This is a genomic window from Aquimarina sp. AD1, assembly GCF_003443695.1.
GTDB classification, from domain to species: domain Bacteria; phylum Bacteroidota; class Bacteroidia; order Flavobacteriales; family Flavobacteriaceae; genus Aquimarina; species Aquimarina latercula.
In genome coordinates this window covers 1132117-1157833 of sequence record NZ_CP031966.1, presented here as the reverse complement: position 1 = coordinate 1157833, position 25717 = coordinate 1132117, and the positions used below count along the sequence as shown (strand labels likewise).

The 25717-nt window shown below is 31.2% G+C and carries 23 protein-coding genes; 4 read left to right on the top strand and 19 right to left on the bottom strand.

Features of this window, described 5'->3' with window-relative positions:
• From D1815_RS05210 to D1815_RS05190, 5 genes are all read right to left on the bottom strand, one after another.
• On the bottom strand, nucleotides 1-2331 hold the full coding sequence (locus D1815_RS05210) for a molybdopterin-dependent oxidoreductase (protein WP_118386203.1): 2331 nt from the start codon (nucleotides 2329-2331) through the stop codon (nucleotides 1-3).
• A gap of 3 nt (nucleotides 2332-2334) precedes the next feature.
• On the bottom strand, nucleotides 2335-2571 hold the full coding sequence (locus tag D1815_RS05205) for a hypothetical protein (protein WP_118386202.1): 237 nt from the start codon (nucleotides 2569-2571) through the stop codon (nucleotides 2335-2337).
• 402 nt (nucleotides 2572-2973) lie between these two features.
• On the bottom strand, nucleotides 2974-3735 hold the full coding sequence (locus D1815_RS05200) for a LytTR family DNA-binding domain-containing protein (RefSeq protein WP_118386201.1): 762 nt from the start codon (nucleotides 3733-3735) through the stop codon (nucleotides 2974-2976).
• Entirely contained in the window at nucleotides 3732-4847 is a 1116-nt protein-coding gene (locus D1815_RS05195; protein WP_118386200.1) for a sensor histidine kinase, read from the bottom strand. The genes D1815_RS05200 and D1815_RS05195 overlap by 4 nt, the downstream gene beginning before the upstream one ends.
• Before the next feature lie 6 nt (nucleotides 4848-4853).
• On the bottom strand, nucleotides 4854-5126 hold the full coding sequence (locus tag D1815_RS05190; RefSeq protein WP_118386199.1) for a hypothetical protein: 273 nt from the start codon (nucleotides 5124-5126) through the stop codon (nucleotides 4854-4856).
• Between the two features lie 188 nt (nucleotides 5127-5314).
• On the opposite strand from D1815_RS05190, the gene D1815_RS05185 reads away from it, so the two are divergent.
• Entirely contained in the window at nucleotides 5315-6310 is a 996-nt protein-coding gene (locus D1815_RS05185; protein ID WP_118386198.1) for a DUF6588 family protein, read from the top strand.
• Between the two features lie 61 nt (nucleotides 6311-6371).
• On the opposite strand, the gene D1815_RS05180 is transcribed toward D1815_RS05185, so the two are convergent.
• From D1815_RS05180 to D1815_RS05120, 13 genes are all read right to left on the bottom strand, one after another.
• Nucleotides 6372-7025 carry a hypothetical protein gene (locus D1815_RS05180; protein WP_120650654.1) on the bottom strand — a complete coding sequence of 218 codons (654 nt, stop codon included), beginning with the start codon at nucleotides 7023-7025 and terminating at the stop codon, nucleotides 6372-6374.
• Nucleotides 7026-7184: 159 nt separating this feature from the next.
• Nucleotides 7185-7373 (bottom strand): hypothetical protein, encoded by a 189-nt coding sequence (locus D1815_RS05175; protein ID WP_118386196.1) that lies wholly within the window; start codon nucleotides 7371-7373, stop codon nucleotides 7185-7187.
• A gap of 270 nt (nucleotides 7374-7643) precedes the next feature.
• Nucleotides 7644-8384, bottom strand: coding sequence for a hypothetical protein (locus tag D1815_RS05170; RefSeq protein ID WP_118386195.1), 741 nt, complete (start codon nucleotides 8382-8384; stop codon nucleotides 7644-7646).
• Nucleotides 8385-8398: 14 nt separating this feature from the next.
• Entirely contained in the window at nucleotides 8399-9046 is a 648-nt protein-coding gene (locus tag D1815_RS05165) for a DUF6515 family protein (protein ID WP_118386194.1), read from the bottom strand.
• A 151-nt stretch (nucleotides 9047-9197) separates the two neighbouring features.
• Nucleotides 9198-10259, bottom strand: a complete 1062-nt coding sequence (locus D1815_RS05160) for a S1C family serine protease (protein WP_118386193.1) — start codon at nucleotides 10257-10259, stop codon at nucleotides 9198-9200.
• 96 nt (nucleotides 10260-10355) lie between these two features.
• On the bottom strand, nucleotides 10356-11033 hold the full coding sequence (locus D1815_RS05155) for an ion channel (protein ID WP_118386192.1): 678 nt from the start codon (nucleotides 11031-11033) through the stop codon (nucleotides 10356-10358).
• A gap of 2 nt (nucleotides 11034-11035) precedes the next feature.
• Nucleotides 11036-12265: a DUF2235 domain-containing protein gene (locus D1815_RS05150; protein WP_118386191.1), complete on the bottom strand. Its 1230-nt coding sequence runs from the start codon at nucleotides 12263-12265 to the stop codon at nucleotides 11036-11038.
• Nucleotides 12265-12912 (bottom strand): hypothetical protein, encoded by a 648-nt coding sequence (locus D1815_RS05145; RefSeq protein ID WP_120650583.1) that lies wholly within the window; start codon nucleotides 12910-12912, stop codon nucleotides 12265-12267. Before D1815_RS05145 ends, D1815_RS05150 begins: the two co-directional genes overlap by 1 nt.
• A 21-nt stretch (nucleotides 12913-12933) precedes the next feature.
• Nucleotides 12934-16044 (bottom strand): efflux RND transporter permease subunit, encoded by a 3111-nt coding sequence (locus D1815_RS05140; protein WP_118386189.1) that lies wholly within the window; start codon nucleotides 16042-16044, stop codon nucleotides 12934-12936.
• Between the two features lie 21 nt (nucleotides 16045-16065).
• Complete coding sequence (locus tag D1815_RS05135) at nucleotides 16066-17157, bottom strand: efflux RND transporter periplasmic adaptor subunit (RefSeq protein ID WP_233557634.1); 1092 nt, start codon at nucleotides 17155-17157, stop codon at nucleotides 16066-16068.
• A 9-nt stretch (nucleotides 17158-17166) separates the two neighbouring features.
• Complete coding sequence (locus D1815_RS05130; RefSeq protein ID WP_118386187.1) at nucleotides 17167-19509, bottom strand: TolC family protein; 2343 nt, start codon at nucleotides 19507-19509, stop codon at nucleotides 17167-17169.
• A gap of 30 nt (nucleotides 19510-19539) precedes the next feature.
• Entirely contained in the window at nucleotides 19540-19953 is a 414-nt protein-coding gene (locus D1815_RS05125) for a hypothetical protein (RefSeq protein ID WP_147404314.1), read from the bottom strand.
• Between the two features lie 4 nt (nucleotides 19954-19957).
• Nucleotides 19958-20374: a hypothetical protein gene (locus tag D1815_RS05120; RefSeq protein WP_118386185.1), complete on the bottom strand. Its 417-nt coding sequence runs from the start codon at nucleotides 20372-20374 to the stop codon at nucleotides 19958-19960.
• Nucleotides 20375-20539: 165 nt separating this feature from the next.
• Between D1815_RS05120 and D1815_RS05115 the strand changes: the two genes are divergently transcribed.
• The 3 genes from D1815_RS05115 (at nucleotide 20540) to D1815_RS05105 (ending at nucleotide 22817) form a co-directional block, all read left to right on the top strand.
• Nucleotides 20540-21193, top strand: a complete 654-nt coding sequence (locus tag D1815_RS05115) for a DUF4386 family protein (RefSeq protein WP_118386184.1) — start codon at nucleotides 20540-20542, stop codon at nucleotides 21191-21193.
• A 126-nt stretch (nucleotides 21194-21319) separates the two neighbouring features.
• Nucleotides 21320-21832, top strand: a complete 513-nt coding sequence (locus D1815_RS05110; RefSeq protein ID WP_118386183.1) for a hypothetical protein — start codon at nucleotides 21320-21322, stop codon at nucleotides 21830-21832.
• 91 nt (nucleotides 21833-21923) lie between these two features.
• A complete protein-coding gene (locus D1815_RS05105) occupies nucleotides 21924-22817 on the top strand; it encodes an alpha/beta hydrolase fold domain-containing protein (protein ID WP_118386182.1) in 894 nt (297 codons plus the stop codon).
• Between the two features lie 142 nt (nucleotides 22818-22959).
• Here D1815_RS05105 and D1815_RS05100 read toward each other — a convergent pair whose 3' ends face one another.
• Entirely contained in the window at nucleotides 22960-25701 is a 2742-nt protein-coding gene (locus tag D1815_RS05100; protein WP_118386181.1) for a ThuA domain-containing protein, read from the bottom strand.
• Nucleotides 25702-25717: the final 16 nt, after the last annotated feature.

Genomic DNA, 25717 nt, shown 5'->3' with positions numbered 1-25717 from the left:
TTACGCTTTTTCTACTTTAACAGCACATTTTTTATAATCAGGTTCCTTGGAAATAGGACAAAAAGAATCTAAAGTGATATTATTAATCAACATATTTTCATCAAAAAATGGAACAAAAACTTGCATGGGAGCTGGTACTCCTCTTTGATCCACAGAAGCTGGTAAAATAATCTCTCCTCTTCTTGTAGTCAATTTTACATTATCTCCTGTTTTTATTTGTAAACGCTTGGCATCATCTGGATGGAGTTCTACATATCCATGGGGCATTGCTTGATGCAATACTTTAACTCTTCTAGTCATAGATCCTGTATGCCAGTGTTCTACGACACGACCTGTTCCTAGCCAATATGGATATTCTTGATCTGGCTCTTCTGCAGCAGGTTCATAAGGGCGCTGCCATATAACAGCTTTACCATCTGGTTTTCCATAAAAATGGAAGTCTTTTCCATTAGAACACGCAGGATCATATTTAGAATTAAAACGCCATTTAGTGGATTTTCCGTCTACATAAGGCCACATAGCACCAGGTTCAGACTTTAGTACTTCTAGCGGAGCCATATTGTGTTTTTTTCCTTCATGATGCCTTCGGTACTCAGTGTAAATTTCTTCTATATGCGTTTCTTCTTTATAATAGAATTGTTTTTGGAATCCCATTCGTTTAGCAACTTCAATTAATTGCAAAGTATCACTCATAGCCTCACCCGGTGGCTCCAACATTTGTTCAAAGTATTGGGTACGCCTTTCAGAATTACCATACATACCTTCGCGTTCTATCCACATCGCAGAAGGTAAAATTACATCGGCAATATCAGTTGTTGGCGTTGGATAAATATCAGACACTACTATAAATCTTCCTTCTTTTTTAGCTCCGTCCCTATAGCGTTTTAGCTTAGGCATTGTAACCATAGGATTTGTTACTTGAATCCACATAAACCTAATATCTCCTCTATCAAGTGCACGAAACATTTCTACAGTATGATATGTTGGTTTTGGATCTATGTTTTCTACAGGAACATCCCATATTTTAGCAGCAAATTCTCGATGTTCTTTATTAGCAACTACTCCGTGAGGAAGTTTATGCGTTAAGGTCCCTACTTCTCTTACCGTACCACAGGCACTTGGTTGTCCTGTTAATGAAAATGGGCTGTTTCCAGGTTCAGATATTTTACCTGTTAGTAAGTGTATATTATAGACCAAATTATTTACCCAAGTACCTCGAGAATGTTGGTTTAATCCCATGCACCAAAACGACATAACCTTTTTATTTGGATCTCCAAATTGTGAAGCTAAGTACTTAATATCTTTGACCGAGACCCCAGAAATTATTGATGCCTTTTCTGGAGTATAATCATCTAGAAAAGTTTTATAATCTTCGAAACTAATTTTTTCAGGTTTGTCTACAAACGTATAATTATCTTCTAGACCATATCCCATATTGGTTAGGCCTTTGCTAAAATTACAATGTTCTTCTACAAAAGTTGTGTTTATCCAACCGTTATGAATAATCTCATAACAAATTGCATTAGCTACTGCTAAATCTGTTTGCGGCTTAAAAAGTATTGATTTATCCGCAGCCATACTTGTACGTGTAGTTCTAGTGGCAAAGTCAATAATTTTTACTCCTTTTTTTAATCGTTGATCTAATAATCTAGAAAATAAAACGGGATGCATTTCTGCCATATTATTACCCCATAGTACGAATGTATCTGCATGATCAATATCTTCATAACATCCCATAGGTTCATCTAGTCCGAAAGAAGTTAGAAATCCAGTAACGGCTGTAGCCATGCATAACCTAGCATTAGCTTCTACATTATTAGTTCCTATGCATCCTTTAAAAAGCTTTGAAGCTACATACCCATCCGGAATAGTCCATTGTCCAGAGCCATATATAGAAACAGCATCTTTACCATGATCTTTTATGGTTTCCTTCATTTTAGAAGCTACTAAATCAAGTGCTTCTTTCATAGAAACTTCTACATAGGTTCCATTTTTTTTAATTAGCGGTTTGGTCAATCGATCTTTCCCGTACAAAGCCAAAATAGAATGATATCCCTTTACACAACACAACCCTTTATTTACAGGTGATTTAGGGTCTCCTTTTACTGCAATTGCTTTTCCATTTTCTGTACCTATTAAGACTCCACAACCAACTCCACAAAATCTACAAGGAGCTTTTTTCCAATCTAAATTTACTCCAGGTGGTATACCTTCCTCCTGCTCATCGGCAAACATAATACCTGGAAACATGGACGCAGCAGCTGTCATAGCAGATAAAATCGCCATTTTTTTTATAAAATTCCTTCTATTGGTAAGTATTGATGTATACATATATTATTGATTTGGAGTATTAAACCCAGAAACCATTGCTAAAAGTTTTAAGCTAGAAATTGTTTTCAACCTTTCTCTTAAAGAATCTTCTTCCGAACCACTATTAGTATCCGTAATAACAATAAGAAGGTTTTGATTTTTAGCAGGAATCACTTGGCAATTTTTAAATGAAGATATTTCGTTTATCAAATGCTCTTTTTTTCCTTGATATGGGTGAGCTAAATAGCTAGTGATAGGCATAAAATATAAAGTTTATTATTAATGTTAAAGATGTACTAATCATTTTGAACATAAAATGACATTCATCATAGTTCATAAGCTAATCGATACTATTTTAAAGCTTTTATATATGCTCACTACAGTACTTGACATTTATAGTATCTATAGTGTTTATATTCTAAACAATCTTTAGTGCTCTTTTCAAAATGAAAAGATTTATACTCCGTTTGTAATGTTGATTTTTATCTGGGTTTACTCTAAAAAAATAAGTATGAAGATATTATATAAGCCCATATGCAAACCTTTTTTAAATTAGATTAAATGTGTGAATATTTAACCTACTTAAATTTAATGTTTTTTTATAAAACTACATCCTGCAGATTAATTAAATTACTAAAAATCAGAATGATTCTAAATAACACCCTATTCTGACAACCAATTTTTAAAGCTTGTAGCTTTAGCTTTACTTACAACAATTCTTTCTTTTGAAACAGGATTAATATTTATAATTAATTTCCCATTGAAATAGTATTTTATATTGACTATGGCTTTCTTTTGAATAATAAATTGTCGATTCGCTCTAAAGAACTTTTCAGGATCTAGCTCTTCTTCAATATCTTCTAATTTTTTATCAATTATATACCCTTTATTTTCAGTAGTTATAGCTTTAACCATTCCTATATCTATAAAAAAATAAGAAATATCATCTGCTGGTAGTGGCAATAATTCATCTTTATGATGTACTAGATACATGTTCTTATATGATTTTGAAGAATTTTGTAAAAACTGAACTACATCATTTATTTGATTAGATACTGTATTCGAGGTTTGTTTTTGGTTTTTAAACTTTGTAATCGCTGTAGCTAATTCTTCTTGATCGATTGGTTTTAATAAATAATCAACACTATTAACCTTAAAGGCTTTTATAGCATATTTATCATAGGCTGTAGTAAAAATTATTGGGACATCGATTGATACTTTATCAAAAATTTCAAAAGAAATGCCATCTGCAAGATGAATATCCATAAAGATTAGCGCGGCATCAACGGTTTCCGAAAAGTACGTTATTGAACTTTTTACAGAATCTAAAACTTTTACTACTTCTATAGACGCATCTATTCTATTAAGAAGGTATGTTAAGTTATCACTAGCTGTAATTTCATCTTCTATAATTATAACTCTCATGTGTCTGTTTTTAAAGGAAGTATTACCTTAAATAAACTATTACTATTATCAATAACTATATGCTCTTTTTTTAATAAGTAATAGCGTTTATCAAGATTAATCAAACCATTTCTTGTGCCTTGTACTAAAGAAGTTCTGGCTTTTATAACATTTTCTACAAATATGCCTTTGTCAGAACTATATACTTTTACTTTTAAGGGGTTTTCCTGAGATATTTCGTTGTGTTTTACGGCATTTTCAACTAGTAATTGAAGTCCCAATGGCGGAATTTCTTCTGACAATAGTACTTGATCTATGTTTATATCTATTTCAAAGCGACTCTGATATCTTGTTTTTATCAACTCTATATAACTCTGTAAAAATTTAAGTTCTTCTTTTACCGTTACCAAATCTCGTTCACCACTCTGTAAAATATATCGGTATAAAAAGGATAAATTATTAACAAACTTAGTTGCTTTGGTATTGTCTCTAATCAAAGAATTTAATGAGTTGAGAGAGTTAAACAAAAAATGGGGGTTTATTTGATTTTTTAATGCGGTTAACTCTTTTTGTAAATTTTGTTGTTTTAAATTTTCGTTCTCTAATAATTGTTTTTGTTGACTAATTTGATACCTAAGAATACTAGCAACAAAAATGCAAATCAATAGAATTACAAAATAAACAAAGTATTGAAGACCTACCTCAGACTCAGATAACGGTTTCCCTATAAAAAACGCATAACCTTTTATAAATAAATAGACAAACCCTAAATATAATATAGTGTTTAAAACTACAGTAATTATAGTCTTACTATAAAAGTTAAGAAATGCATATTTTTCTTTCCAATTTGTATTAATATAAAGAGCTAACAGAGAAAAAATAAAAAAAGAAATAACTCTTAACGAAATATCACCTAAGGATACTTCGCTAAAAGAATCTACTAGCTTGTCAGTGATATGAAAAAGAGAAAGTGCCCTAGGTAGATTAATTAATATAGTGATAAGCAATGCAATCTTAAAAACAATAATATGCTTGACCTTTTTGCTACCTATCATTATAAATTGTCGTTTAATATACCCTATAAATGTAATTAAATTTATCTTGATATAATTCTGAGATTTTTGAATATCCATATTGAATTAATAGATTATATCTTCTTCTGATACATCTAAAATATCTTTTGGACTTATCTGATATTCGTTATAGGTTCCAAACACAGATTCGAATGACAAATCATTATACAATTGTTCTGAAGCCAAATTGTTTAATTCTAATTCTGGATTCCATTTACAAGGTTCTGGGATATTATGGTCTATATTGTTATTACTTTCTATTTTAAACAATCCTACTGTGGTAAACAATAAGATGCTACCTAAAATTGAAGTGGTAAGAGTTACATTTGAAATTTTCATTGTTCTATTTTTTATGACTTTATTTTACAAATGTATGTTCAAGAATAAACTTGGATTTCGCTTTTATGAATGAAACAACCTAAATCGTATATGAATTATCTCAGATGTAAAATGAGGCATATTTTATAGTATTGATTTACAATGATTTGATTTAATTATGGTACATTTAACTATCATATATATTCATAATGAAAAAATTGATCCTTGTATTTTTTTTTAACTTATTTTATTCAGGGTTTTCACAAGAAAACCTAAGAAGTTTTTTATTGATTGGGATTGAATTTACAGAACGAGTAGCTGCCAGATATACAGAACCAATGACTGAAGGTGTTATGTATGGATTAACAGGAGGTTGGTATAATTCTGCCAAAACAATGGATGTATGGGATATGAAATTTTCTATTGTTTCTAATGGTTCTTTTATCCCTAGTGAGAAAGAAACTTTTCAAATAGATGTTAGAGACATTCCAAATTTATCTATAGGTCAAAATGATAGCGGAATGGCTCAAATTCCTACTATTTTGGGAGGTGATTCTGATTTACAATTTATTGCTACAGTTGATGGAGAACAATTCGAATTTACCGCTCCAGAAGGAATAGGACTGATAGATCTAAATTTACTCCCAAATGCTTTTTTGCAATTTAAAATAGGGTTGCCCAAATATACCGAACTTGGAATACGCTATTTTCCTAAACTAAATATTGAAGACATTGGTCTAGAGATTTGGGGAATAGGAATTCAACATCAATTTTCTAAATGGATAAAACCTATAAATGAGTCAAAAATTGCACTTTCTGGTTTAATTGCATATACTACTTTGATAGGGGATTTTGAGTTTGCTTCTGATGGTTTTGTAACGGGAACTAATCAAGAAATAGATGCTACGTTGAATTCTTGGTTATTTGAATTTATCGGATCTACTCAAAACCCAGTATTTAATGTATATGGAGGAATAGGTTATGTATTTGGTAATTCGTCTACGAAACTAAAAGGGACCTACATAATCGAAACTGAAACTGAAACAATATCATTTATCAATCCGCTAGATGTTAAAAACAATGTACGTGGATTAAGAGCGAATATAGGAGCTAGCGTTAATGTCAATTGGTTTGGAATCAACTTGGATTATACTTTACAAGGATTTAATAATCTTTCATTAGGACTAAATTTCAAAATAAAATAAAATCCGCCGGAGATACTTCAAAATCTCCGACGGAACAACCAACGAATCAATCATAAAAAACTTATGTTTTCAATTTTTTCACTATTTGCTTTGCATAATCCTTTGATGTACTTCCTAAACTATCGGGATTTTCTATACTAGAAGTAATAACACATATCAATTGTTTTTCTTCGGGTTTAGTTAAGTCATAAACTAATGTCTCCAAAATATACCTTGTGTTATGAGCAGTAACCTGTGTTATTTGATCTGAACTAATATAAGAGTTATCATAATATCGATAAAACCCTCTATAGTAACCTCTTCCGTAGTAAGGAAAAACATCTACGTGATAGGAAGTTCCTATGGTAACTGTTTCGGTATACTCCTGAGTATCTCTTAAATTTGTAACAACAATTACCTCTATTCCATTATCCTGAATTTCCTTTTTAATCAGATTCAACTCATCTTTATCAACATCACAATTGGTATTAGAGTCAGGAAATAATATAAAGCTTTCAATAGATTCATATCCCTTTTGGTTTAAATTATTAGCCAAATCCCTTTCAAATCTTGTACGGATTATTACATCATTTGTTCTACTTACCACCATGATATTTTTGTTTTTGATATTCGTAGTATTTATATCTTTCCACGAGTCAGTTACTTTTACCGAAGAGCAACTAATCAAGCTCATTATTATTGATATTGTTATTATTATTTTTATGTTAGTTTTCATAATTGTTTAATTTTAATTTCTTTAAATAAATAAAAAAGTATTTTCATCCTGATCATAGCTTCTTGAGCTATTATAAAAATGGTTATGCTGCTTTTTATTTTTAGTTCTATTCACAGTATTTCGAATTATTCTTATTAGCGTTTTCATATCTCTTTCTTTTTAATTACTAATTGCATATCCAGCTCCTCTTCCTAAACTTTTTAATTTTTTATAAAGGTTATCGAACCATTTTTTGATAAGTACAAATTCATTTTCTTGATTAGTACCTTTTTCGGTGTTTGAACTAATTTCTTCTGCTGTAAACATTGTCTTGCTATTATAAACTATTTTAAAACTTCCTGTTTTCATCTTATTTGATTTTATTGTTTAAATATTATTTCTTGTACAAATGTATCCTAAGAAAACAGGTAATATTCTGGTTTTTAAATCCAAACAGCTAAAATTGATGCTAAAACGCCTAAAGCATAAAGTGAAGTGTTTTAAGTAAATTCTATTCATAAGACGTCACATATACACCTAAAAAAAAGCCTTAGGTAATCCTAAGGCTTTTTAAAACAATTTGATTAAATTCTACTCTCAATCTTTTATTAATCCCATAATTATTACGGCATCATTTATTTACAATCTTCTACGTCGTTTTCTTGTTTCATACTCATTTTTCTCATTACGATCATCCTGTCGTTCTCTTCTATCTTCTATTCTTTCTCTATTATCTTCTGCGAGTTCTCTTTTAGTAGCCACAATATCTTGCTCTAATGTTTGGACAAATTCTGAAACTAATCTCTTTTTAGCGATCATTTTTTCTATTTCAGCCTGGTTAAATGAGAAATTGAAATCTTTAAGTTCTTTAAGGATTATTGTCTGACGTTCTGCTCTTTTAATCTGGATCTCAAAATCTTTAATATCATCTCGTCTATCTCTTTGATCATCTCGTTTATTAATTCTATCTCTCGCCATGTCTCTTTGATCATCTTTTCTATCATATCGACCTCGATCAGAGTCTTCACGATTATTTCGTATTTCCCTTCTTTCAGATCTTATTTCCGAAGAACTTTGAGCTATCTCAATTCTAGCCTGTTTTGCTTTTAGATTACTTTGTTCGACTTCTCGAATCATATCTGTTATAATACCTTTTTTTAACAGATTTACTCTTGTAACATCCTTTAAGTCAAAAGATTCTTCAAATAGTTTAATTTTGACTTTTAATGCTTTTAATTCTTTACTATCTCTTTCGAGGTTTTTCTTCCCTTCTATAATTTGCTTCGTATTTTGAATAGCTTCTTTTACATTTTGACCATTTACTGTTAGTCCTATTATTAGAAAAAGAATTACCAAGGGTTTATTATTTGAAATTATCATAATGTGTATTTTAATTAGTTGTTTTCTGATATATATACTACTTCATAAGCTGTATTTCCATCAAAAGTTGATATCTTCTTATATAACATGTTGTTATACTCATAAAACACTTTTCCATCTAGAATCACTTCTTCTGCATCTTTGTGTATATCTTTAACTTGGGTTCCTACAGGTGGTTGTGTGATTTCATATTTTCCCTCTATTTCCTCACTTGTTTCTATTTCTTTATAATACGTTCCTGAGTGGTAATAAACAACAGAGGGTCCAGTTATAATTCTTACATAACCTACTGGCAATACAGTCACTCTAAATCCAACAGGTGGCAATACGATTACATATCCATCACCGTAAACTGTATAATATGTTCCCGAATAGTAGTAGTATGGTAATCCTCTGTAAATTACTCTAACATGGTGTCTGGGCAAAGTAGTAATCACCCGGTGATGTCTAGGATATCTATATCGTGGATTACGATATATAGGTTGCGTACGGTAACCATCGCCTCTAAAACTTCTGGAACTTTGATTGTTGTTTTTTGGATACGTTCTTTCTGAAGTTGCTCTATTTCGACTAGTATTATTTCTTTGTGCAATTGTAGATTCTGTAGCGCTAAATATTAGTAATACTAGACATATTTTTAATATATTAATAACTGTTTTCATTTGATTTTATATTATACTTTTAAACAATTGATTTTCTTAATCTTTCGTCAAAAGTATATTTAGATCTGTTGAAAACAGAGGCTATATAAACTGAAACGTATAAATATGGACCTGAAACAAACTAATAATCCAATGAAACAATTTGGACTATTTATTGCTTCGGGAATTTTAGAGTACCTATTTTACCTTCTCTCAAAATAGTTATGGAAATAGAATCACCCTTTTTTAATGTTTTTATCTTTTCTTTTATTTGATATCCGCTATTATCATTTTCAAATTTTATATCCATAATATCCAAAATAACATCTCCTCCTAAAACTATTTGTTCACCATCTATAATAGCAGGGATCTGTCCTCCTCTTAAGCCCAGTTTTCCGGCTGTACCTTGGGTAGATGTATTAAGAATTAGCAAACCTGATCTTTGAGGTATATTAAGCACTTTAGCAAGATCCCCAGAAATTATTCTTGCATCCATTCCTGTCCAAGTATCTGGATCTTCCATTAATATTTTTTTGGCTACATTAGAAGACACTGCAAATCCAATACCGTCGAATCCCCCAGAAATGGTATATATTCTGCTAGCAATACCAATCACTTCTCCTTTCATGTTAAAAACCGGGCCACCAGAATTACCAGGGTTGATAGCAGCATCAGTTTGTAAAAATTCTACTTTAATAAAATTGTTACTTAAATTTTCTGGAATGTGCCTACCGCTTAAGATTCCTTTTGATAACGATTGTTTGAAACCATGAGGAGCACCTAAAACGAAGATATCCTCCCCTATCTGGACATTGTCAGAGTTTCCAATTTTAGCTACTGTTTTATTATTTACCAAAAACTCATCTTTAATTTTTAATAAAGCTACATCTGCGCTTGGATTAGAAGATATGACTTCTGCCTCATACCTATCACCATCTACAAATTCTACAGTAATTACTTCTGCTGCTTTGATTACGTGTTCTGCTGTCCAAATCAATCCTTCTTTAGAAATTAAAAAACCTGAACCTTGTGATGATTGTGTTGCCAATTTTCTATTAACACCTTCTCCTTGTGATCCAATACTAACGACATCAATAACTACAACCGATGAGTTAATTTTATTGTAGAGGTCAGCTAAATTTTGACTACACATACTTCCTGTTATAAAAAAGAAAATTGCTGAAACATTAAAAAGTAGTCGATTACTGTATACTGAGAAATTAGTTGCTTTCATCTGTTTATCTAGTTTGTAAAGAATACTATATTTTACTATTAATGGTATTTATCTAATCTTAGAAATTAATAATCATTTACTAATAATTCTTATATTTTATTCTGTATTATTTTTAGGAATCTGCCCTATATATTTCCCCACTACAATAGCAGTTAAAATTACTAAATAAAATTGCCCTATCATCCCGATCAAAATAGCTGCTTTCTGCGCTAAAGAGGTTACAGGTACAATTTCACCATATCCTATTGTCATTAAGGTTATATAACTATAATACATCAAACGTTCTGTAAATAATTGAGATTGCTCTACAGTTGCGTTAAGTCCTTCAAAAGAACCAGGATGTACTATTTCTATACTCAAACAAATAAAAAAACTAATTAATCCCAATGATATATAACCACTAATGAGCCCAAAAATTACATTTTTATTAACGATCTTAGCTTCCCATATTTGTTGTATAATTTCAAAAGTTACAATGGTGTAAAACAAAAAGTACACTCCCATATTAAGTAACTTTAAGGGTTGACTTCCCTTATCTTCTAAAAAACCCGCACCAAAAACAATTCCAGATATAATTAGTAAAGCTGTAAAAAACCACATTACCTTTTTTTTCTTGGAAATCAATATAATTCCTGCTATTAAATTGATAAGGAATAGTAAAGGCGATATAAATTTTTCAAAAAAATATTCTGGTAAAATCAGTGACCCAAAAAGAATACTTATCTGACTAAACAAGAACAGTTCGAAGCGATATTTAAATACTCTTTTTATCATATTTATTTTTCAATTATAAAGCATTCTGTATCCTCTATATAATCATAACCTCCTAAATCATTTTTCTCAAAACACTCACTAAATAGTTTAATTAAGTTAATTTCATAGGTCTGCAAAGAAACTTTTAATCGATCTAAAACAGATTGATGTATTTTTAATTTTTCTTTTTTATATCCATTTTTTGATACTAAAAATGACAATTTACGACTTCTTCTCGGGTAAAATAAGCGAACAAATCCTTTTGCCGGGTTGTTAGTTTTATCAAAACGATCTTGGTATACATTGACATTCTCAGGTAATAATTTATATTCGGTAAGCTGATCAATCATCCAGTTTAAGGAAACTCCACTAATATTAGTGTTTTTAGCACCTCCACCTACATCAGAATGAGCGCCAAAAAACCAAACTTCATTCACTACGTCTTCAGGTTTAACTTCTTTACAAGTAGCAACTAATCGTTCTTGAGTAAGCAAAACTGGAGTGAATATGGAACTTCGATTATCATTTAATGATAATGCATGAACTGCTTTTTTTACATTACATAATTGATCAAAATAGTTATTTTTCGGCGCATAATATTCTTCATCGTATTTAGGTATTCCTAGGGCAGCAACAGTATCCCATAGGCCCATAAATTCTATTTTATAATTATTTGGATCTAGGGTATTCTGCTTGGTTATTTTTTTAACATCCTCTCTCCTTTCTCGAAGGTTCTTTTTACTTTTATGAGCATCATAAATTTTTCTAACAAATTGTAATCTTTCTTCCTTTGGAATATGTTGTAAATCTGGAATCCCAGCAACATAAATAAGGCCAGCGAGAATTCTAGATGCATATGCTCCACGACTAAAGCCAAAAATATAAATTTGATCTCCGCGCAGATGATTATAATTTTCTGCAAGATATAGATACCCTTTACATACTTCTCTTTTAATACCAGATCCGGTAATCATTCCCAATAAATCAGCTCCATTCCCTACACCTCTTAAATAAACAGCTCTTATATCGGGATTGTTTTGTAGTGTAGTTAAATTATAAAGCTTAGATACATTTGTATAGCTACTTTCATTGTTGTGCGTTCCATCTAAAAATATTGCTATTTTCTTAGGAGCATTATTTAATTGAAAAGGTTGGTGTAGAATAGGTTCTTTTATTCCGCATCCATAAATTATAAACAACAACAAAAGAATTAATGATTTATTATAATACCACATTTTATGAGGAATGATCATTATTGTTTAAACTGATTAGAAACAATTTTAGAAAAATTGTCGAGTACCTTAGATGCAGACTTTGGATCAGTAATGTCTATTACAGAAACACTTACTAATTGTCTGTCTTTCTCTAAGGTAAGATCGTAGGTTACTGCCTCTAAAATATACGTTTTGGATGTAGGCAAAGTACCACCATTTTCTGGTGCAGAAAGTTTAGGTAAGGTGTTATTGATATCATCTTCATTATTAAAAGCTAGAAAACTTTTACCTTCATACTCTTCGAGTATATTAGCGCGCTGAGGAGTATCTGATTTTTTTGTCTCGATTGTGTTTTTTAAAGATGTAACCAGAACACCTCCGATTCCCTTATCCACAAATAGTTTTATTATTTGATCTGTTTCTTTTGGTGCTGTTCTCTCTTTTTCTTCGAAATCAGGAAATATTTTATGCATCATCACTGCATCAATATTATGATCTTTTAATTGATCGGCTATTGCTGTTTCATATGATTTTCTAATTTCTAGATTAGGGCTTTTTGCAGCGATTAATATTTTCTTAGCTTTTAAAAATTGAAAATCCTTGGATTTCCATGAGTCTATCAACTTAATAGAAGAACAGCCTAAAAAAAATGGCAATATTAGAACAAGTAATAATCTTTTTTTCATTGTATCTGATACTATGCAAGATTAATCTAATAATTCATCATTAAAAGTATATTCTTTATAATCTACTTTATACAATACACTATAGAATGATGGAATATATAACAGTGTAATTACAGTACCAAATAACAAACCAATCATAATAGTTACTGCCATAGGTTCCCACATTTCTCCACCTCCTAGATATAAGGGAATTAAACCCAATACTGTAGTAAATGTTGCCAATAAAATAGGTCTAAAACGCTGAATACAAGCCGCAATAATAGCATCTTGGGGTTTTCTTTTTAATTCATTTTCTTCGATTTCAATGCGATCAATTAATACAATTGCATTATTGATCACTATTCCTGCTAATGAAATTACACCTAGAAATGCCATAAATCCAAAAGGGACACCAAATAATAGTAATCCGATAACCATACCGATAACTCCTAACGGAATTGTAGTTACAATCATCGTCATTTTTCTAAAAGAGTTAAATTGTATGATTAATAGCATTACAATAATAAATGCCGAAAGTGGTAGATAATTAGCTACAGCACCCATATTCTCAGCACTATTTTCTGCATCTCCTCCTAATTTGTATGTATATTCTTTTCCCCATTTTGATTCTTGTTCTTTTAGCCAAGGTGTTATTATCGCAGTTATTTCAGAGGCATTTCCATCTTCCGTTAATTCGCTAGAAACATTAATGGTTCGTGTAAGGTCTAATCTTTTAATTTTAGAATATTGCCATTTCGGAATAATATTAGCTATCTGTAATAAGGGAACACTTTTTCCAGAGTTTTGACCATAGACATTAAGGGTTTCTAAAGAAGCTAGAGATTGTTGTTTTCCTTGATTACTAGTCATTATAATTGGAATAGATTTATCATCTTCTCTAAATTCCCCGGCCTGAAAACCATCTAATACCGTTAGTAATGATATTGCTACATCTTGATTAGTAATACCAGCTGTTTGCGCTTTGTTTTGATCAATGTCTATAACAAATTTCTTTCCTTTTGGTCCCCAATCATCCTTTATGTTTTTAGTTCCAGAAATACTAAAAAGTTTGGATTTTATTTCTTCGGCTATACTTGATAGTTTGTCAGGATTATCTCCAGACACTTTAATTTCTATAGGAGTTCCACTACCACCTGAACCTAATAATCCAACTTTAATATCCGCATCTGGAAATGTATCGAAACAAAAAGCATCTAGCTTTTTTACCATATCATTATTGACCAAAAAAGATGAAGTGTTTACCAGAATATGAGCATAATTTGAATTTGCTTCATCCGCACTATATCCCAAATCATAAGATGAAGGTCCTTTTCCTATATATGAAGACCAATCAACAATACCATCGGACCTCTTTTCTGTAACTTTTAAATTATTCGTTATAAATTTTTCAATACTTAATATAGTAGCTGTAGTACTTTCGATTTTGGTTCCTTCGGGTAAGTTAATATCAATTGTGATCATATTACGATCACTATCTGGGAAAAACACAAACGCTAGTTTTGTAAATCCATACAGTGATAAAAAGAATAGAACTACAATACTAATCAACACTGTCTTTTTCCAAGTTAATACTATTAAAATAAGGTCTTTGTACTTAGATTTTAAGAGGTTAATCATACGATCCAAAAAGCCAATTTTGCCATCTTCTCTTTTTTTGATTTTTAGAAAAAACACACAAAATAAAGTGATAATACTCAACGAAATTATCCACGATGATAGCAACGCAATGGTAATCACAACAAAAATAGGTCCCATAATATCTCCCATTACTGATTCTGCCATAAAGAATGCAAGAAATGCAGCAGAAGTGGTTAATGTAGAAATCAATAAAGGCATAAATAATTCAGCACAAGAGTCAATCGCAGCTTTTTTAACATCAATTCCATTTTCCATTTTTACCATTATGGACTCTGCAACAACAATAGCATTATCAACCATCATTCCTAAAGCCATTATCAATGCAGCGAGTGTAATCTGATTAAGCCCTACATCAATAAGTCCCATAACCATAATCGTTGTAATAGTAACGATAGGTATCAAACTGGCTATTACCATTCCAGTTCTGAAGCCTAAAAAAATAAGCATTACAGCCAGCACAATAGCAATGGCCTGCATTAGATTACCCAGAAAATCATTAATCTTAAGATCTATATATTGGTCTATTGAAGCTAATCGAGATACTTCTAACCCTATAGGGAGTTTCGCTTGCCATTGGGCTAATAAAATATCAATTTCTTCCCCTAATTTTATAATATTCCTTCCTTCTTTTAGTGAAATATGCAATGAAATAGCATCTTTACCGTTGATTCTTACTTTCTGATTAGGAGGGTCAATATATCCTTTTTCTATTTTAGTAATATCCCCTAAACTAACAACTTGTTCGCTTTGCCCAATAGGTATTAACATATTTTCTATATCTGTAATAGAATTAAAATTACCTGTTGGTTCAAGAATAATTCGTTCTTCTTCGATATTTACTTCACCACCAGAATTTAGAATATTAGTACTTGATATAATTCCTTGTAAGGTGCTAGAAGTTAACCCATAAGCTTTTAATTTAGTATTGTCAAACTTCACAAAAACACGTTCATCTTGTGATCCATTAATTTCTACTTTGGCTGCATCCTCTAATTTGATTAAATCATCCCTAAGATCATCTGCCTTTTCTTTCATAGTAGCATAAGAAAACCCGTCGCTAGTAATTCCGACAGCAATTCCAAACACTTCTCCAATACCATCGTCATTTAATTGTGGTTCTACATTATTAGGTAAATCATCAATTGTATTTAATTTACGACGAAGTCGATCCCATACAGATTGTAACTGCTCTGGAGTAACTTCCATTTTTAATTCCACCTGAACAACTGATAATCCAGTTCTAGAAGTACTTGTTACTTTTTTGAGTTCAGGAAGTTCTTGAGCAATTTTTTCTATTTTATCGGTCACCAACTCTTCTACTCTTTCTGGACTTGCTCCAGGAAATGAAGAAACCACTGAAGCTACACGAACTGTATATGGAGGCATACTATCACGAGAAAGTGACGCATAATATACCATACCCATTATCATAATTACTGCAAGGATACTTAAAGAAACACGATTTTTTTCAATGGAAAATTTAGCAAAATTCATAGTTGATTCTTTTGATACTAATTATTGTAATTTTACTTTTTGACCATCTAATAAGGTTTGTAAACCAGCGGTGGCAATTTTTTGTCCTTCAGAAAGCCCCTTTTTAATTTTAAACCCATTGGTTGTAAGTTCTCCAATTTCTATACGATGTTTTTTTACTACTGCAATAGATCCATCTTCTGCCGTAATTAAAAACACAAAATTACCTTCTCCATCTTCTCCAACCGCCTTAACTGGTATTATCAATGTAGCATCCGATTGATCCTGATCACTACTAAAATTGAACGTTACACTAGCCGTCATACCAGGTTTTATTTCTTTGGCAGGATCTGTTATATCGATCTTTACTGGATATGTTGCAGAACCTTCTCCAACAATAGGAGCTATTTCAATCACAGTACCATTAAATTTTTTATCTTCTAAGGAGGATAAAGAAATATCTGGAATCATCCCTAATTTCACTTTATTAATTACATTTTCTGGTAGCCCTACTTCTACATTGGTATGGTCTCCAGCATTTAATATTGCGATTACTTGTCCTGCACTAACATTTTCATTCAATTCACTATTTTTAGCAGCTATGATACCCGTTTTTGGTGCTTTGATATATCCATAACTAATCTGCGATTGCTGAATACCTTTGTTACGTTTAGCCGACTCATATTGATCTAATGCACTTTGGTAGCTGTTTTTTGCAGATTCATAATCACTTAAAGAATTACTTCCTTTTTCATATAAAGATTTTATTCTATCTAAACTTGATTTTGCTGTATTCATAGCAGACTTTGCGCTATTTAGCGCAGAAACTGATTGTTCATATGCAAGATTGGCTTGTACATTATCTAACTTAGCAATTAAATCACCTTTGTTTATTTTTTGACCTACTTTAATATCTAATGTGGTTATAATTCCAGTACTTCTAAAACTCAGTTCGATTTCGTCACCAGCTTTGGCTACACCACTAAAAGTTCTAATATTTTGAGCATCTGATGTTCCTACAACCTGGTATTGTACTGGTCTCAGTACTTCTTCTTTTATGATCTCTTTATCTTTACAGGCACTAAATATTAAAAAAGTTAATACCATCAGGAGTATACGTTTTACGAATTTCATAGTTGTTACTTAGTTATTATTTAGAATATATTGTCTTGCTCTTTGGATAAAATCTTGATTACTAGCTTCTGTATTCATTAAAAAAAAATATCCAATTGCTCTTTCTAATTGCATAGAAGTTAGTAAATAATCATAATTTGCTGTTGCTCTTGCGAGTTGCGCTTGTAAATAATTAGTTTGTGCATCGATTAATTGAATAAGGGGAACTGCACCTTGTGAATAAGCATTTTGTGTAAGATCTAAGCTTTCTCTGGCAGCTTCTTCAGATATTTTAGAAATTTCTATATTGGCAATTTGATTAATTAAATCTAGTAAAATATCATTTACATTTCTTTCTATGTTTAATTCTACATTTTCTTTTTGCACAGATAATTGATCCTCTTGAATCCTAGCGGTCTGTCTATTTATATTTCGTTGATTTTGCTGAAAAATAGGTACCGACAAGTTCAACGCAACATTATATGTGCCATCTGGGCTAGCTGCAAACCCGGAAGGAATAGTTGATCCTTTACCAGATTCCGAGAATGCTAAATCATATTGTCCTTGTAAAGCTACAGTAGGAACAAACCTACCAAGATTATTCAATCGATACGTACGTTGCGTAGCCTTTAAGTTAAAACCAATGTTTTTTAATTCTGGTGCATTTCTTTTTGCTTCTTCTACTAAAAATTTTATCAGCGATGGGCGTAATTTTGGATCATCTAGAATTTCTAAAAAATCTTGATATTTATAATTAATAAATATTCCTTCAGATATTCTGGCATCACTTATATCAAATTCTGTATTTATAGGGTTATTTAATAATTGATTAATTGCATTGAAAGCCTGTTGTTTCTGATTTTCTGCATTAATCAAGCTCTGTGTGTTTTGAGCTAATTGGCTTCTAAAACGTAGTACATCTGATTTACCAGATTCTCCAGCAATAAAATTTTGATCTGCTATATCTAAGTTCTTCTTTGTTACTTGAAGATTCTGATTTTGTATTTCTACATTTGTTTTAAGTATTAATGCATTAAAATAAGCTACTGATGCATCCAAAAGTGCATCTAACTCTGCAGCATTGTAAATTTCTTCTTGTGCTTTTTGCAAGTTTTCATTAATAGTAATACTAGCTCCAACACTTTCGGAATAAATCACTTGTTCTAACGTAACACTTCCTGAGGTAGAAAATTCCGGATTAGCTCCGTTAGAGATCTCCGCAACTTTTGGATCGATATATAGCCCAGTCGCACTAGCAGAAAGATCTGGTAAGTAACTACTTTTTGCGGTCTTAACATCTTGATTACTTAATTCAATATTTATTCTTTCGTTTTCAAGAGAAAGGTTTTTATCCACTACTCCGTTCATGATATCAATAATAGAATATGATGTTCCGGTATTGACATCATTGCTCCCACTTATAAAATCCACATTGGCTAACATACTATAACGTAGCGGAAAACCAATTTGTTTTGCTGTACTAGAATTAATCGAAAGTTCATTTTTGTAATCAAGGTATATTGGGAGTTCTGATAAGTTTACACCATTAATAATAGATTCTACATTAAGCGCAATCCTTCTAAAGAACTGATTTATATTAGTTTCAGGTTGATTAGAAGCTAAAATCCCCTTTTCTACATCTTCTTTACTAAATGCAGAGAATGAAGGAAGTTTTTTTAAATTGATATCAGTTACCAATGATTTAAATTGATTATCATTTAAATAAAATCCACCAGCAAGATAAATTGCATCTACACCATTTAAATCTAAACTAATGTTTCCATTTTTAGGTAGAGGTATAAGCTTATAAGAACCATCGTTTTTGGCAAAATAATCATCAAATAATTTATTTATAGGGAGAATTTCCGGGATAAAATCATCTACAATAATTCCTATATTTTTATAATTAAATAAAGTTTTAAAAACAGTTAGATCATCAGTGTAAGAAAAAGGTGTTATCAAATAAGTAATATTCCTTATTTCGGACGTTTTTTGACCTTCTGGAAAATCATAGAAATCACTATTTGCGCTACCAAAAAGAATAACAGGTTTAGGGTATTCTTCTTCTTTATCAATAATAATAGTATTAATAACCCCAAAAGCCAAAATGATATCAACATCAGAATTTACTAGTGTTTTGTAATTTGATTTTGCTTTTTCTACATCAAACTCATTTTCTAATGCCTCTCTAAAAACAATGGTTGCATCTTGGCCAACAACCCCTTTTATTTCGGCTTTTAGTTTAGTAAGCAAAGGAATTGTCTCCTCAAAAGACTTATCCGCAAGAATACCAATTGTAACAGTTTTTGATGACTGTGAATATCCTATTAAATGTAATATCGAAATTAAAAAAAAGAGTTTTATATTCTTCATATAAAAATGATATGTGTGTGAGATATTAATTTATAATTGATTTAACCGCTTATTTACTGACCATGAGAGTTTATCAAAAAAGTCATAGAAACTTTCATATTGTTCTGCTGGTAAAATTTGTTTTAACTCTTTATTTTGTTCATTTACCAGATTCTTAAAGCCTTGAGTAATTTCGATCTTTGTTAGTTTATGGTCCTCTCCTAGCTGTTTCATTTTTAAGCCGTAATAAGAAGTGATTACATTAAAACGATTTATAGTCTCCTCATTTAAATTAGAATCATCTACTATAGTTCTAAACCATTTTTTTATATAATCCGATTCTTCCTGATTAAAAATAGATGTCTCAGGTTCTTCTTGTTGCACATCAGTTTCTTGCCCTATAACCAAATGAGAATAACATAAAAAACCTAAAACTATATAGAGTTGATAGAATCCTTTAATCATAATTTCATTTCTTATCCCAACCATTACGATTATAAACACTCGTAACTATTTTATCAAAACTTTCTTTATGAATACTAAACTGATCTTCTGTTAATATCTCGGCGACATCTCCATCAAGATTAGTCAGCATTTTTTTAAATTTTATTTTTACTTCATTTTCTGTGAGTTGAGCATCTTTATCGTCCAAGCGAGCCATTTTATTTGTATGATATCCTAAAATCATATAATAATCGTCTCTTAAGTTTTCGGAAAGCTTCATTCTCTCCACTTGTGCTTCCACAAACGCCTGCAGATTATCCTTTTCTTGCGAAGAAAATATTTCTACTTTGTTTTTTTGACGTTCTTCTAATTTTTCTTGCTTGGTTTGACCAAAAGAAGAGATATAGGTAATTAGCAATAATGTAGTGATAATAAGTTTCATGATTTTGTGTGTTGATGTACGATTAAGCCTTGTTAAATTTAACACTTTTTTTACACATTTTTTTTAAAATATAATAAGAATACATCAATATATACCTATTTCGCTTATTTCGAATATCGTTAGTAACAATATTAAGAGTATAACGTCTTAATTAAAAAGGATAAAATGACACCAAAATACTTACAGAAGATAGGCGGATTATGTTCAATTTTTGAAGGGTTAATTTATATTACTGCTTTCATTATATACGGCGGTATTTTAGAATATCCTGACAAGAATGCAACTGCTAAGGAAGAATTAGCTTTTTTATCTGAAAATTATATAACCTTGTCCCTTCTAAATTTTACAAGCTATATTCTTTTTGGTGTATTATTATCAATAGTAGTACTAGCTATTCATAAACGCATAGAAAAGGACTTACCTGATGTCTCTAAATTAGCTTTTGTTTTTGGTGTAATTTGGGTTGGATTAGTAATCGCCTGTGGAATGATAACTAATATAGGGCTTAATTCGATACTTGAAATAGGAAATACATCCCCAGAAAAAGCAATGGAAACATGGTCAAGTGTAAGTATCGTTTCTGAAGGACTTGGTGGTGGAAATGAAATTGTAGGTGGGATTTGGGTATTACTCATTAGCCTCGTTGCTTTCAACAAAAAAACATTTCCTAGACCTTTAACTATCTTAGGAATACTTGTTGGAACTGCAGGTATATTAACAATATATCCATTAGACCTATTCACAGAAATCTTTGGTATAAGTCAAATAATTTGGTTTATATGGATAGGAATAACTATGATTCGTAAACCAGTCTTATAAAAAAAATAAAAAATGGTTTCATATAATCTTCGATAGGAAAACGTTGAATATTCATAAAATAGATTATATATTCATATCATATTTAGAAAATAAAACCCGGAGAAAAGACAACATAAAAATAGATGCATGAGGTATATATCATTAGTACTACAATTACTTATTCTTTCTAGTAGTTGTGCCAATAAGGACAAAAAAGTGGATATAACTATAAAAATAAAAAGTGAGTTTATTGAAGAAAATGTTAAGTGGTTCAATAATGAAGGGAGTTCTAGTATTAAAGGCATAGCAAAATTTAAGTCAAAAAATGGAGATATAGGTTTTGGAAAAGATTTTAGAATAGAACTAAATCCATATTCTGCCTATACTAAAGAACGATTAAATCATATTTATGAAAATGATGATTCTGCTTATGTATATATAGAAGATGGAATTCCAAAGTTTGTTCCTGATCCCGAAGGTTATCATAACACTAGAAAGGCAATGTGTAATGAAAAAGGAGAATTCGAATTTACAGGATTGCCAGCAGGAGAATATTATGTCATTGCTTTTATGTTATGGGATGAGACAGGTGGAGGTATCATGCAGCACATAAAACTTTCGGATAATGAAACAAGAGTTATTGAGATGATTAATTTTTAAAATAAATATGTCTCATAAAATATGGAATACATTTTTAAAGCGAGCAATACCTAGCAAATAGGTACCTTATATCAATTACTAAAGTCAATAAATGAAACAAAGTTTTACATACTATCTAGCCTTAATGGTTATTAAATTGAAGAAAGTAAAAAAGAGTTTTAGCAAAGACCCAATAGATTTTAAGAGATTAAGAAAAGAAGATGTATATAAACCAAAAGGTGGTTTTTTTAAAAAACATCTAACTAGAAATTTTAAAATTTCTGATTCTTCAATAACAGAAATACAACAAAATAAAGAACAGAATAAATTATTGATATTTATTCATGGAGGCGCTTTTATTTCTGGTCCTGCTAAACATCATTGGGATACAATCAAAGCTATTTCTAAACAAACTGATTTTACAATTTGGTTGTGTAATTATCCGAAGGCACCGGAACATAAAATAACTGAAATATCTGACAATATAGATTCAATGTACCGTCTTGCCTTAGAAACTTATACATCGGATCAAATTTGTTTAATAGGCGATTCTGCGGGAGGAACATTAATTACCACACTAACGCAAAGAATAATATCTAATAATCTACAAATACCGAAAAAAATAATTCTTATTTCGCCAGTAATGGATGCATCTATGTCCAATACTGATATAAATGACGTTGATTTGGTTGATCCAATGCTATCAAAATTAGGTATTTTAAGTGCAAAAAAAATGTGTGTGGGAAACTTAGATCTAAAAAACCCAATGATTTCACCTTTATATGGAAGTTTTGAACAGTTTCCAGAAACTATTTTATATATAGCGGAACGTGATATCGCATATCCAGATCAAAAATTAGCAGTGGAGAAATTTAAGGCTGCAAATGTTAATCTCAAATTAGTTGAAGGTACGAACATGCCTCACATCTGGCCATTATTGCCTGTTATGAAAGAAGCTAAAATATCATTACAGGAAATTATATCACAATTAAATAAGGATAAATAAACTAGTTAACAAACAAAACACTTCTCTCCTACTCCTATTTACAAAATTTCGATAGATTTATTATGAATTAGGAGCTGGATAAAACTTTTGGAAATAAAATCACTAGGTCTTTTATTCCCAAAAGTTTTAAGACTACTATTATTTATTGTTTTACAATTTTAATTGTAGATACACTTCTCGACCCATTTATTTTAGCATAATACATACCAGATGAAAGTTTACCTAGATTTATAGTTTCATCATTGCTTGAAATATTTTTTGTTACTACTACTTTTCCGTTCATATTATATACTCGAATAATAGAATTTTCTGCACCTTGAATAGTTACATTATTTATTATTGGATTAGGATATAAAACTACAGAGCCGTCATTAGAAACTTCGGGTGCTTTGGTATCTTCGATAGGTGTAATAACCCATTGCAAATTCTCACTAGTATTCGAAGAATCATACAGGTTTACATTTTGGCCATTACCACCATTGTTACCACCATTAATTGCAAAACCTGGCGCATTACGTTTAATTAATTTAAATGCTCCATTTCCAACGGCCACTTTTTGCCAATGTTGATTCTGATTATTATCCATACAGGTCCATAAATATACATTTTGGCCATTAGCACCATCTTTATCTCCATCAATACAAAAATTAGTTCCTTGTTTCTGATAAGAGTAATATCCATTTCCACGATCAATCTCAATCCATTGTTGATTTACGTTAGCTTCATTTTCTGACCATAAGTAAACATTTTGAGCATTAGCTCCGTCATGATCTCCATCGATAGCAAAACCTGGCGCATTTAGTTTAGTAATATGTACTAGAGTATTTTCTGACACATTATTTATTATCTCATAATCAAAAGTTTCCCAAGTCCCATCTGCGTCTCCTAATGGAAAAAGAGTACTATTGTCTACATTCCAATTGGCTTGTATCCATCCATTATTAAATAAGCTTTTTAAAGCAACTTGATTAGATCCTTTTTGTTCCCAACCAAAATTTTCCCAAGTTCCTGGAGCATTCCCGGTTGCACGGATCGCTGCATTCCTATTTGTTCCAACTACCTGAATATATTTATCAGTACTCACAGATTTAAGAGCAATACAGCCATTAGTATGTTCCTCTACATAAAATAATGCTCTATCAGCTTCTTCTCCGTTAGCAATCAAATTAGAATTACCTTCTGCAATAGTAATCCATTTTTGATCTCCACCAGATTTTCTTAATGCAATCATTTCTCCTATAGGAGCATTAGCAGTACAAATTGGTGTAGTAGGATCATCACCCCACCCAAGTGTTGCAACATCTTCTGATGGGAATTCAGTTTCTGATTTTATTCTAATATTACGGTAATATAATTCTGCTCCTTCGGATTGTATTTGTATTTGACCACTAGTCACAGAATTTCCGTTCCAAGTAGCATCTTGCAAAGCATTAACCATAACACCATTTACATAATGAATAGCTCTATCGCCAATTACAATAATCTCTAATAGGTTCCATTCGCCATTTGGTAATTCTGGATTTGACCCTGCTCTGATTAATGTTCCTGTATTCAGTGGCGCCATTGGCGTAAACGTTAATCCCCCATTATTTTCTGAGGGAACCAAACCTTGTGTACCAGCTAAACCAATATAATCACCCAAATCTCCTTCTTGTACTTGAAATTCAAGAGAAGACTTCCAAACGTCCCAGAAAGTTCCATGATCACCGTTAGCATGATATAGAATACCACTATCTCTAAGTCTATCTAATCTAGGTTCCCATTTTAGTTCACCCCATTTAAATTCCATACTAAGATGGTAATTATCATATTCATTTAATGTAGTAAGACCTCCATATACTTCTCCAGTAATGTATAATTGCTTTTCGCCATTTTCCTCAATTATAGAAAAAACATTGGTAGGATCATTATTTAAACCTAAAGGAGTTCCTGAACCGTTAGTAACATTACTACTACTACCTGGCAAACCTGTTGTACTATGTGGTACTCCCATCCAAACTTCCCAACAATCTAAATCATTTTCTAAGAGATCAGTCCATTGACTTGTTAGGTTATTTCCACAATCATTTACAGGCTCATCTATATCAAGTCTATCAGATACCCATAGTACTGCTTTTTCAACCATTTCTCTAAAAGGTATATTATCGTTATAGGTACTTCCATTATGCCCTAACGCGGTATAAAATGATCTTCCGCCATCAAACTCTTTTAACCAGGTTATAGGTCGTGTCGCATCATAACTTTGGTTACCAGTAGATTGTACTTCTAAGAGGTTTTCATTGGTATCACTTAGCTGTCCGCCATTAAGTTCCCAGTAATACCATTCTTCTTCGTGTTCCCATGTATCACCAACGTTTCCAATATGATTAACAACTGGGTGATTCGCGAGGACATTCATGACACCTGGTAAGTTATTTGATGTATGATTTGGACTCGTCTGTACAATAGCACCTACCAATTCATTATACCAAGGCCAAGAAGATACAGCATTCGTATTTCTATAAGTATCTGTTGCAGAATGAAAACCAAGGAATCCACCTCCGTTTTGTATAAAAGCTTCCATCGCAGCTTGCTGATTATCATCTAAAAGGCCACCTCCTGTAGTATTTGAAAATATAACGACCTCATAATTCGCCAGATTCTCAGTAGTAAAAACAGAAGCATCCCTAGTATTATCAACAGACCAGGTATCGTGGTCAGTATTGGATCCTAATTCTTCTAACATAGAAATGCTAGCATTTATGGCCCCTGTGTGTCTGAATCCATTGGTTTCGTGAAAGACTAAAATATTAAAGTCTTGACCATATGTAAACTGAACTAATAAAGAAAAAAAACAAGTTATCCATATGAGGACTTTGTTTTTACTTGACGATTGAGTTTTCATGAGTATTTATTTTAAA

Excerpts from the sequence above, each read along its gene's own strand:
- D1815_RS05130 (WP_118386187.1), bottom strand. The coding sequence starts at position 19,509 with ATGAAGAATATAAAACTCTTTTTTTTAATTTCGATATTACATTTAATA.
- D1815_RS05170 (WP_118386195.1), bottom strand. The coding sequence starts at position 8,384 with ATGATAATTTCAAATAATAAACCCTTGGTAATTCTTTTTCTAATAATA.
- D1815_RS05200 (WP_118386201.1), bottom strand. The coding sequence starts at position 3,735 with ATGAGAGTTATAATTATAGAAGATGAAATTACAGCTAGTGATAACTTA.
- D1815_RS05190 (WP_118386199.1), bottom strand. The coding sequence starts at position 5,126 with ATGAAAATTTCAAATGTAACTCTTACCACTTCAATTTTAGGTAGCATC.
- D1815_RS05140 (WP_118386189.1), bottom strand. The coding sequence starts at position 16,044 with ATGAATTTTGCTAAATTTTCCATTGAAAAAAATCGTGTTTCTTTAAGT.
- D1815_RS05180 (WP_120650654.1), bottom strand. The coding sequence starts at position 7,025 with ATGAAAACTAACATAAAAATAATAATAACAATATCAATAATAATGAGC.
- D1815_RS05115 (WP_118386184.1), top strand. The coding sequence starts at position 20,540 with ATGACACCAAAATACTTACAGAAGATAGGCGGATTATGTTCAATTTTT.
- D1815_RS05145 (WP_120650583.1), bottom strand. The coding sequence starts at position 12,912 with ATGAAAAAAAGATTATTACTTGTTCTAATATTGCCATTTTTTTTAGGC.
- D1815_RS05165 (WP_118386194.1), bottom strand. The coding sequence starts at position 9,046 with ATGAAAACAGTTATTAATATATTAAAAATATGTCTAGTATTACTAATA.
- D1815_RS05100 (WP_118386181.1), bottom strand. The coding sequence starts at position 25,701 with ATGAAAACTCAATCGTCAAGTAAAAACAAAGTCCTCATATGGATAACT.
- D1815_RS05205 (WP_118386202.1), bottom strand. The coding sequence starts at position 2,571 with ATGCCTATCACTAGCTATTTAGCTCACCCATATCAAGGAAAAAAAGAG.
- D1815_RS05155 (WP_118386192.1), bottom strand. The coding sequence starts at position 11,033 with ATGATAAAAAGAGTATTTAAATATCGCTTCGAACTGTTCTTGTTTAGT.
- D1815_RS05195 (WP_118386200.1), bottom strand. The coding sequence starts at position 4,847 with ATGGATATTCAAAAATCTCAGAATTATATCAAGATAAATTTAATTACA.
- D1815_RS05120 (WP_118386185.1), bottom strand. The coding sequence starts at position 20,374 with ATGAAACTTATTATCACTACATTATTGCTAATTACCTATATCTCTTCT.
- D1815_RS05150 (WP_118386191.1), bottom strand. The coding sequence starts at position 12,265 with ATGATCATTCCTCATAAAATGTGGTATTATAATAAATCATTAATTCTT.
- D1815_RS05175 (WP_118386196.1), bottom strand. The coding sequence starts at position 7,373 with ATGAAAACAGGAAGTTTTAAAATAGTTTATAATAGCAAGACAATGTTT.
- D1815_RS05110 (WP_118386183.1), top strand. The coding sequence starts at position 21,320 with ATGAGGTATATATCATTAGTACTACAATTACTTATTCTTTCTAGTAGT.
- D1815_RS05185 (WP_118386198.1), top strand. The coding sequence starts at position 5,315 with ATGAAAAAATTGATCCTTGTATTTTTTTTTAACTTATTTTATTCAGGG.
- D1815_RS05160 (WP_118386193.1), bottom strand. The coding sequence starts at position 10,259 with ATGAAAGCAACTAATTTCTCAGTATACAGTAATCGACTACTTTTTAAT.
- D1815_RS05105 (WP_118386182.1), top strand. The coding sequence starts at position 21,924 with ATGAAACAAAGTTTTACATACTATCTAGCCTTAATGGTTATTAAATTG.
- D1815_RS05125 (WP_147404314.1), bottom strand. The coding sequence starts at position 19,953 with ATGATTAAAGGATTCTATCAACTCTATATAGTTTTAGGTTTTTTATGT.
- D1815_RS05135 (WP_233557634.1), bottom strand. The coding sequence starts at position 17,157 with ATGAAATTCGTAAAACGTATACTCCTGATGGTATTAACTTTTTTAATA.
- D1815_RS05210 (WP_118386203.1), bottom strand. The coding sequence starts at position 2,331 with ATGTATACATCAATACTTACCAATAGAAGGAATTTTATAAAAAAAATG.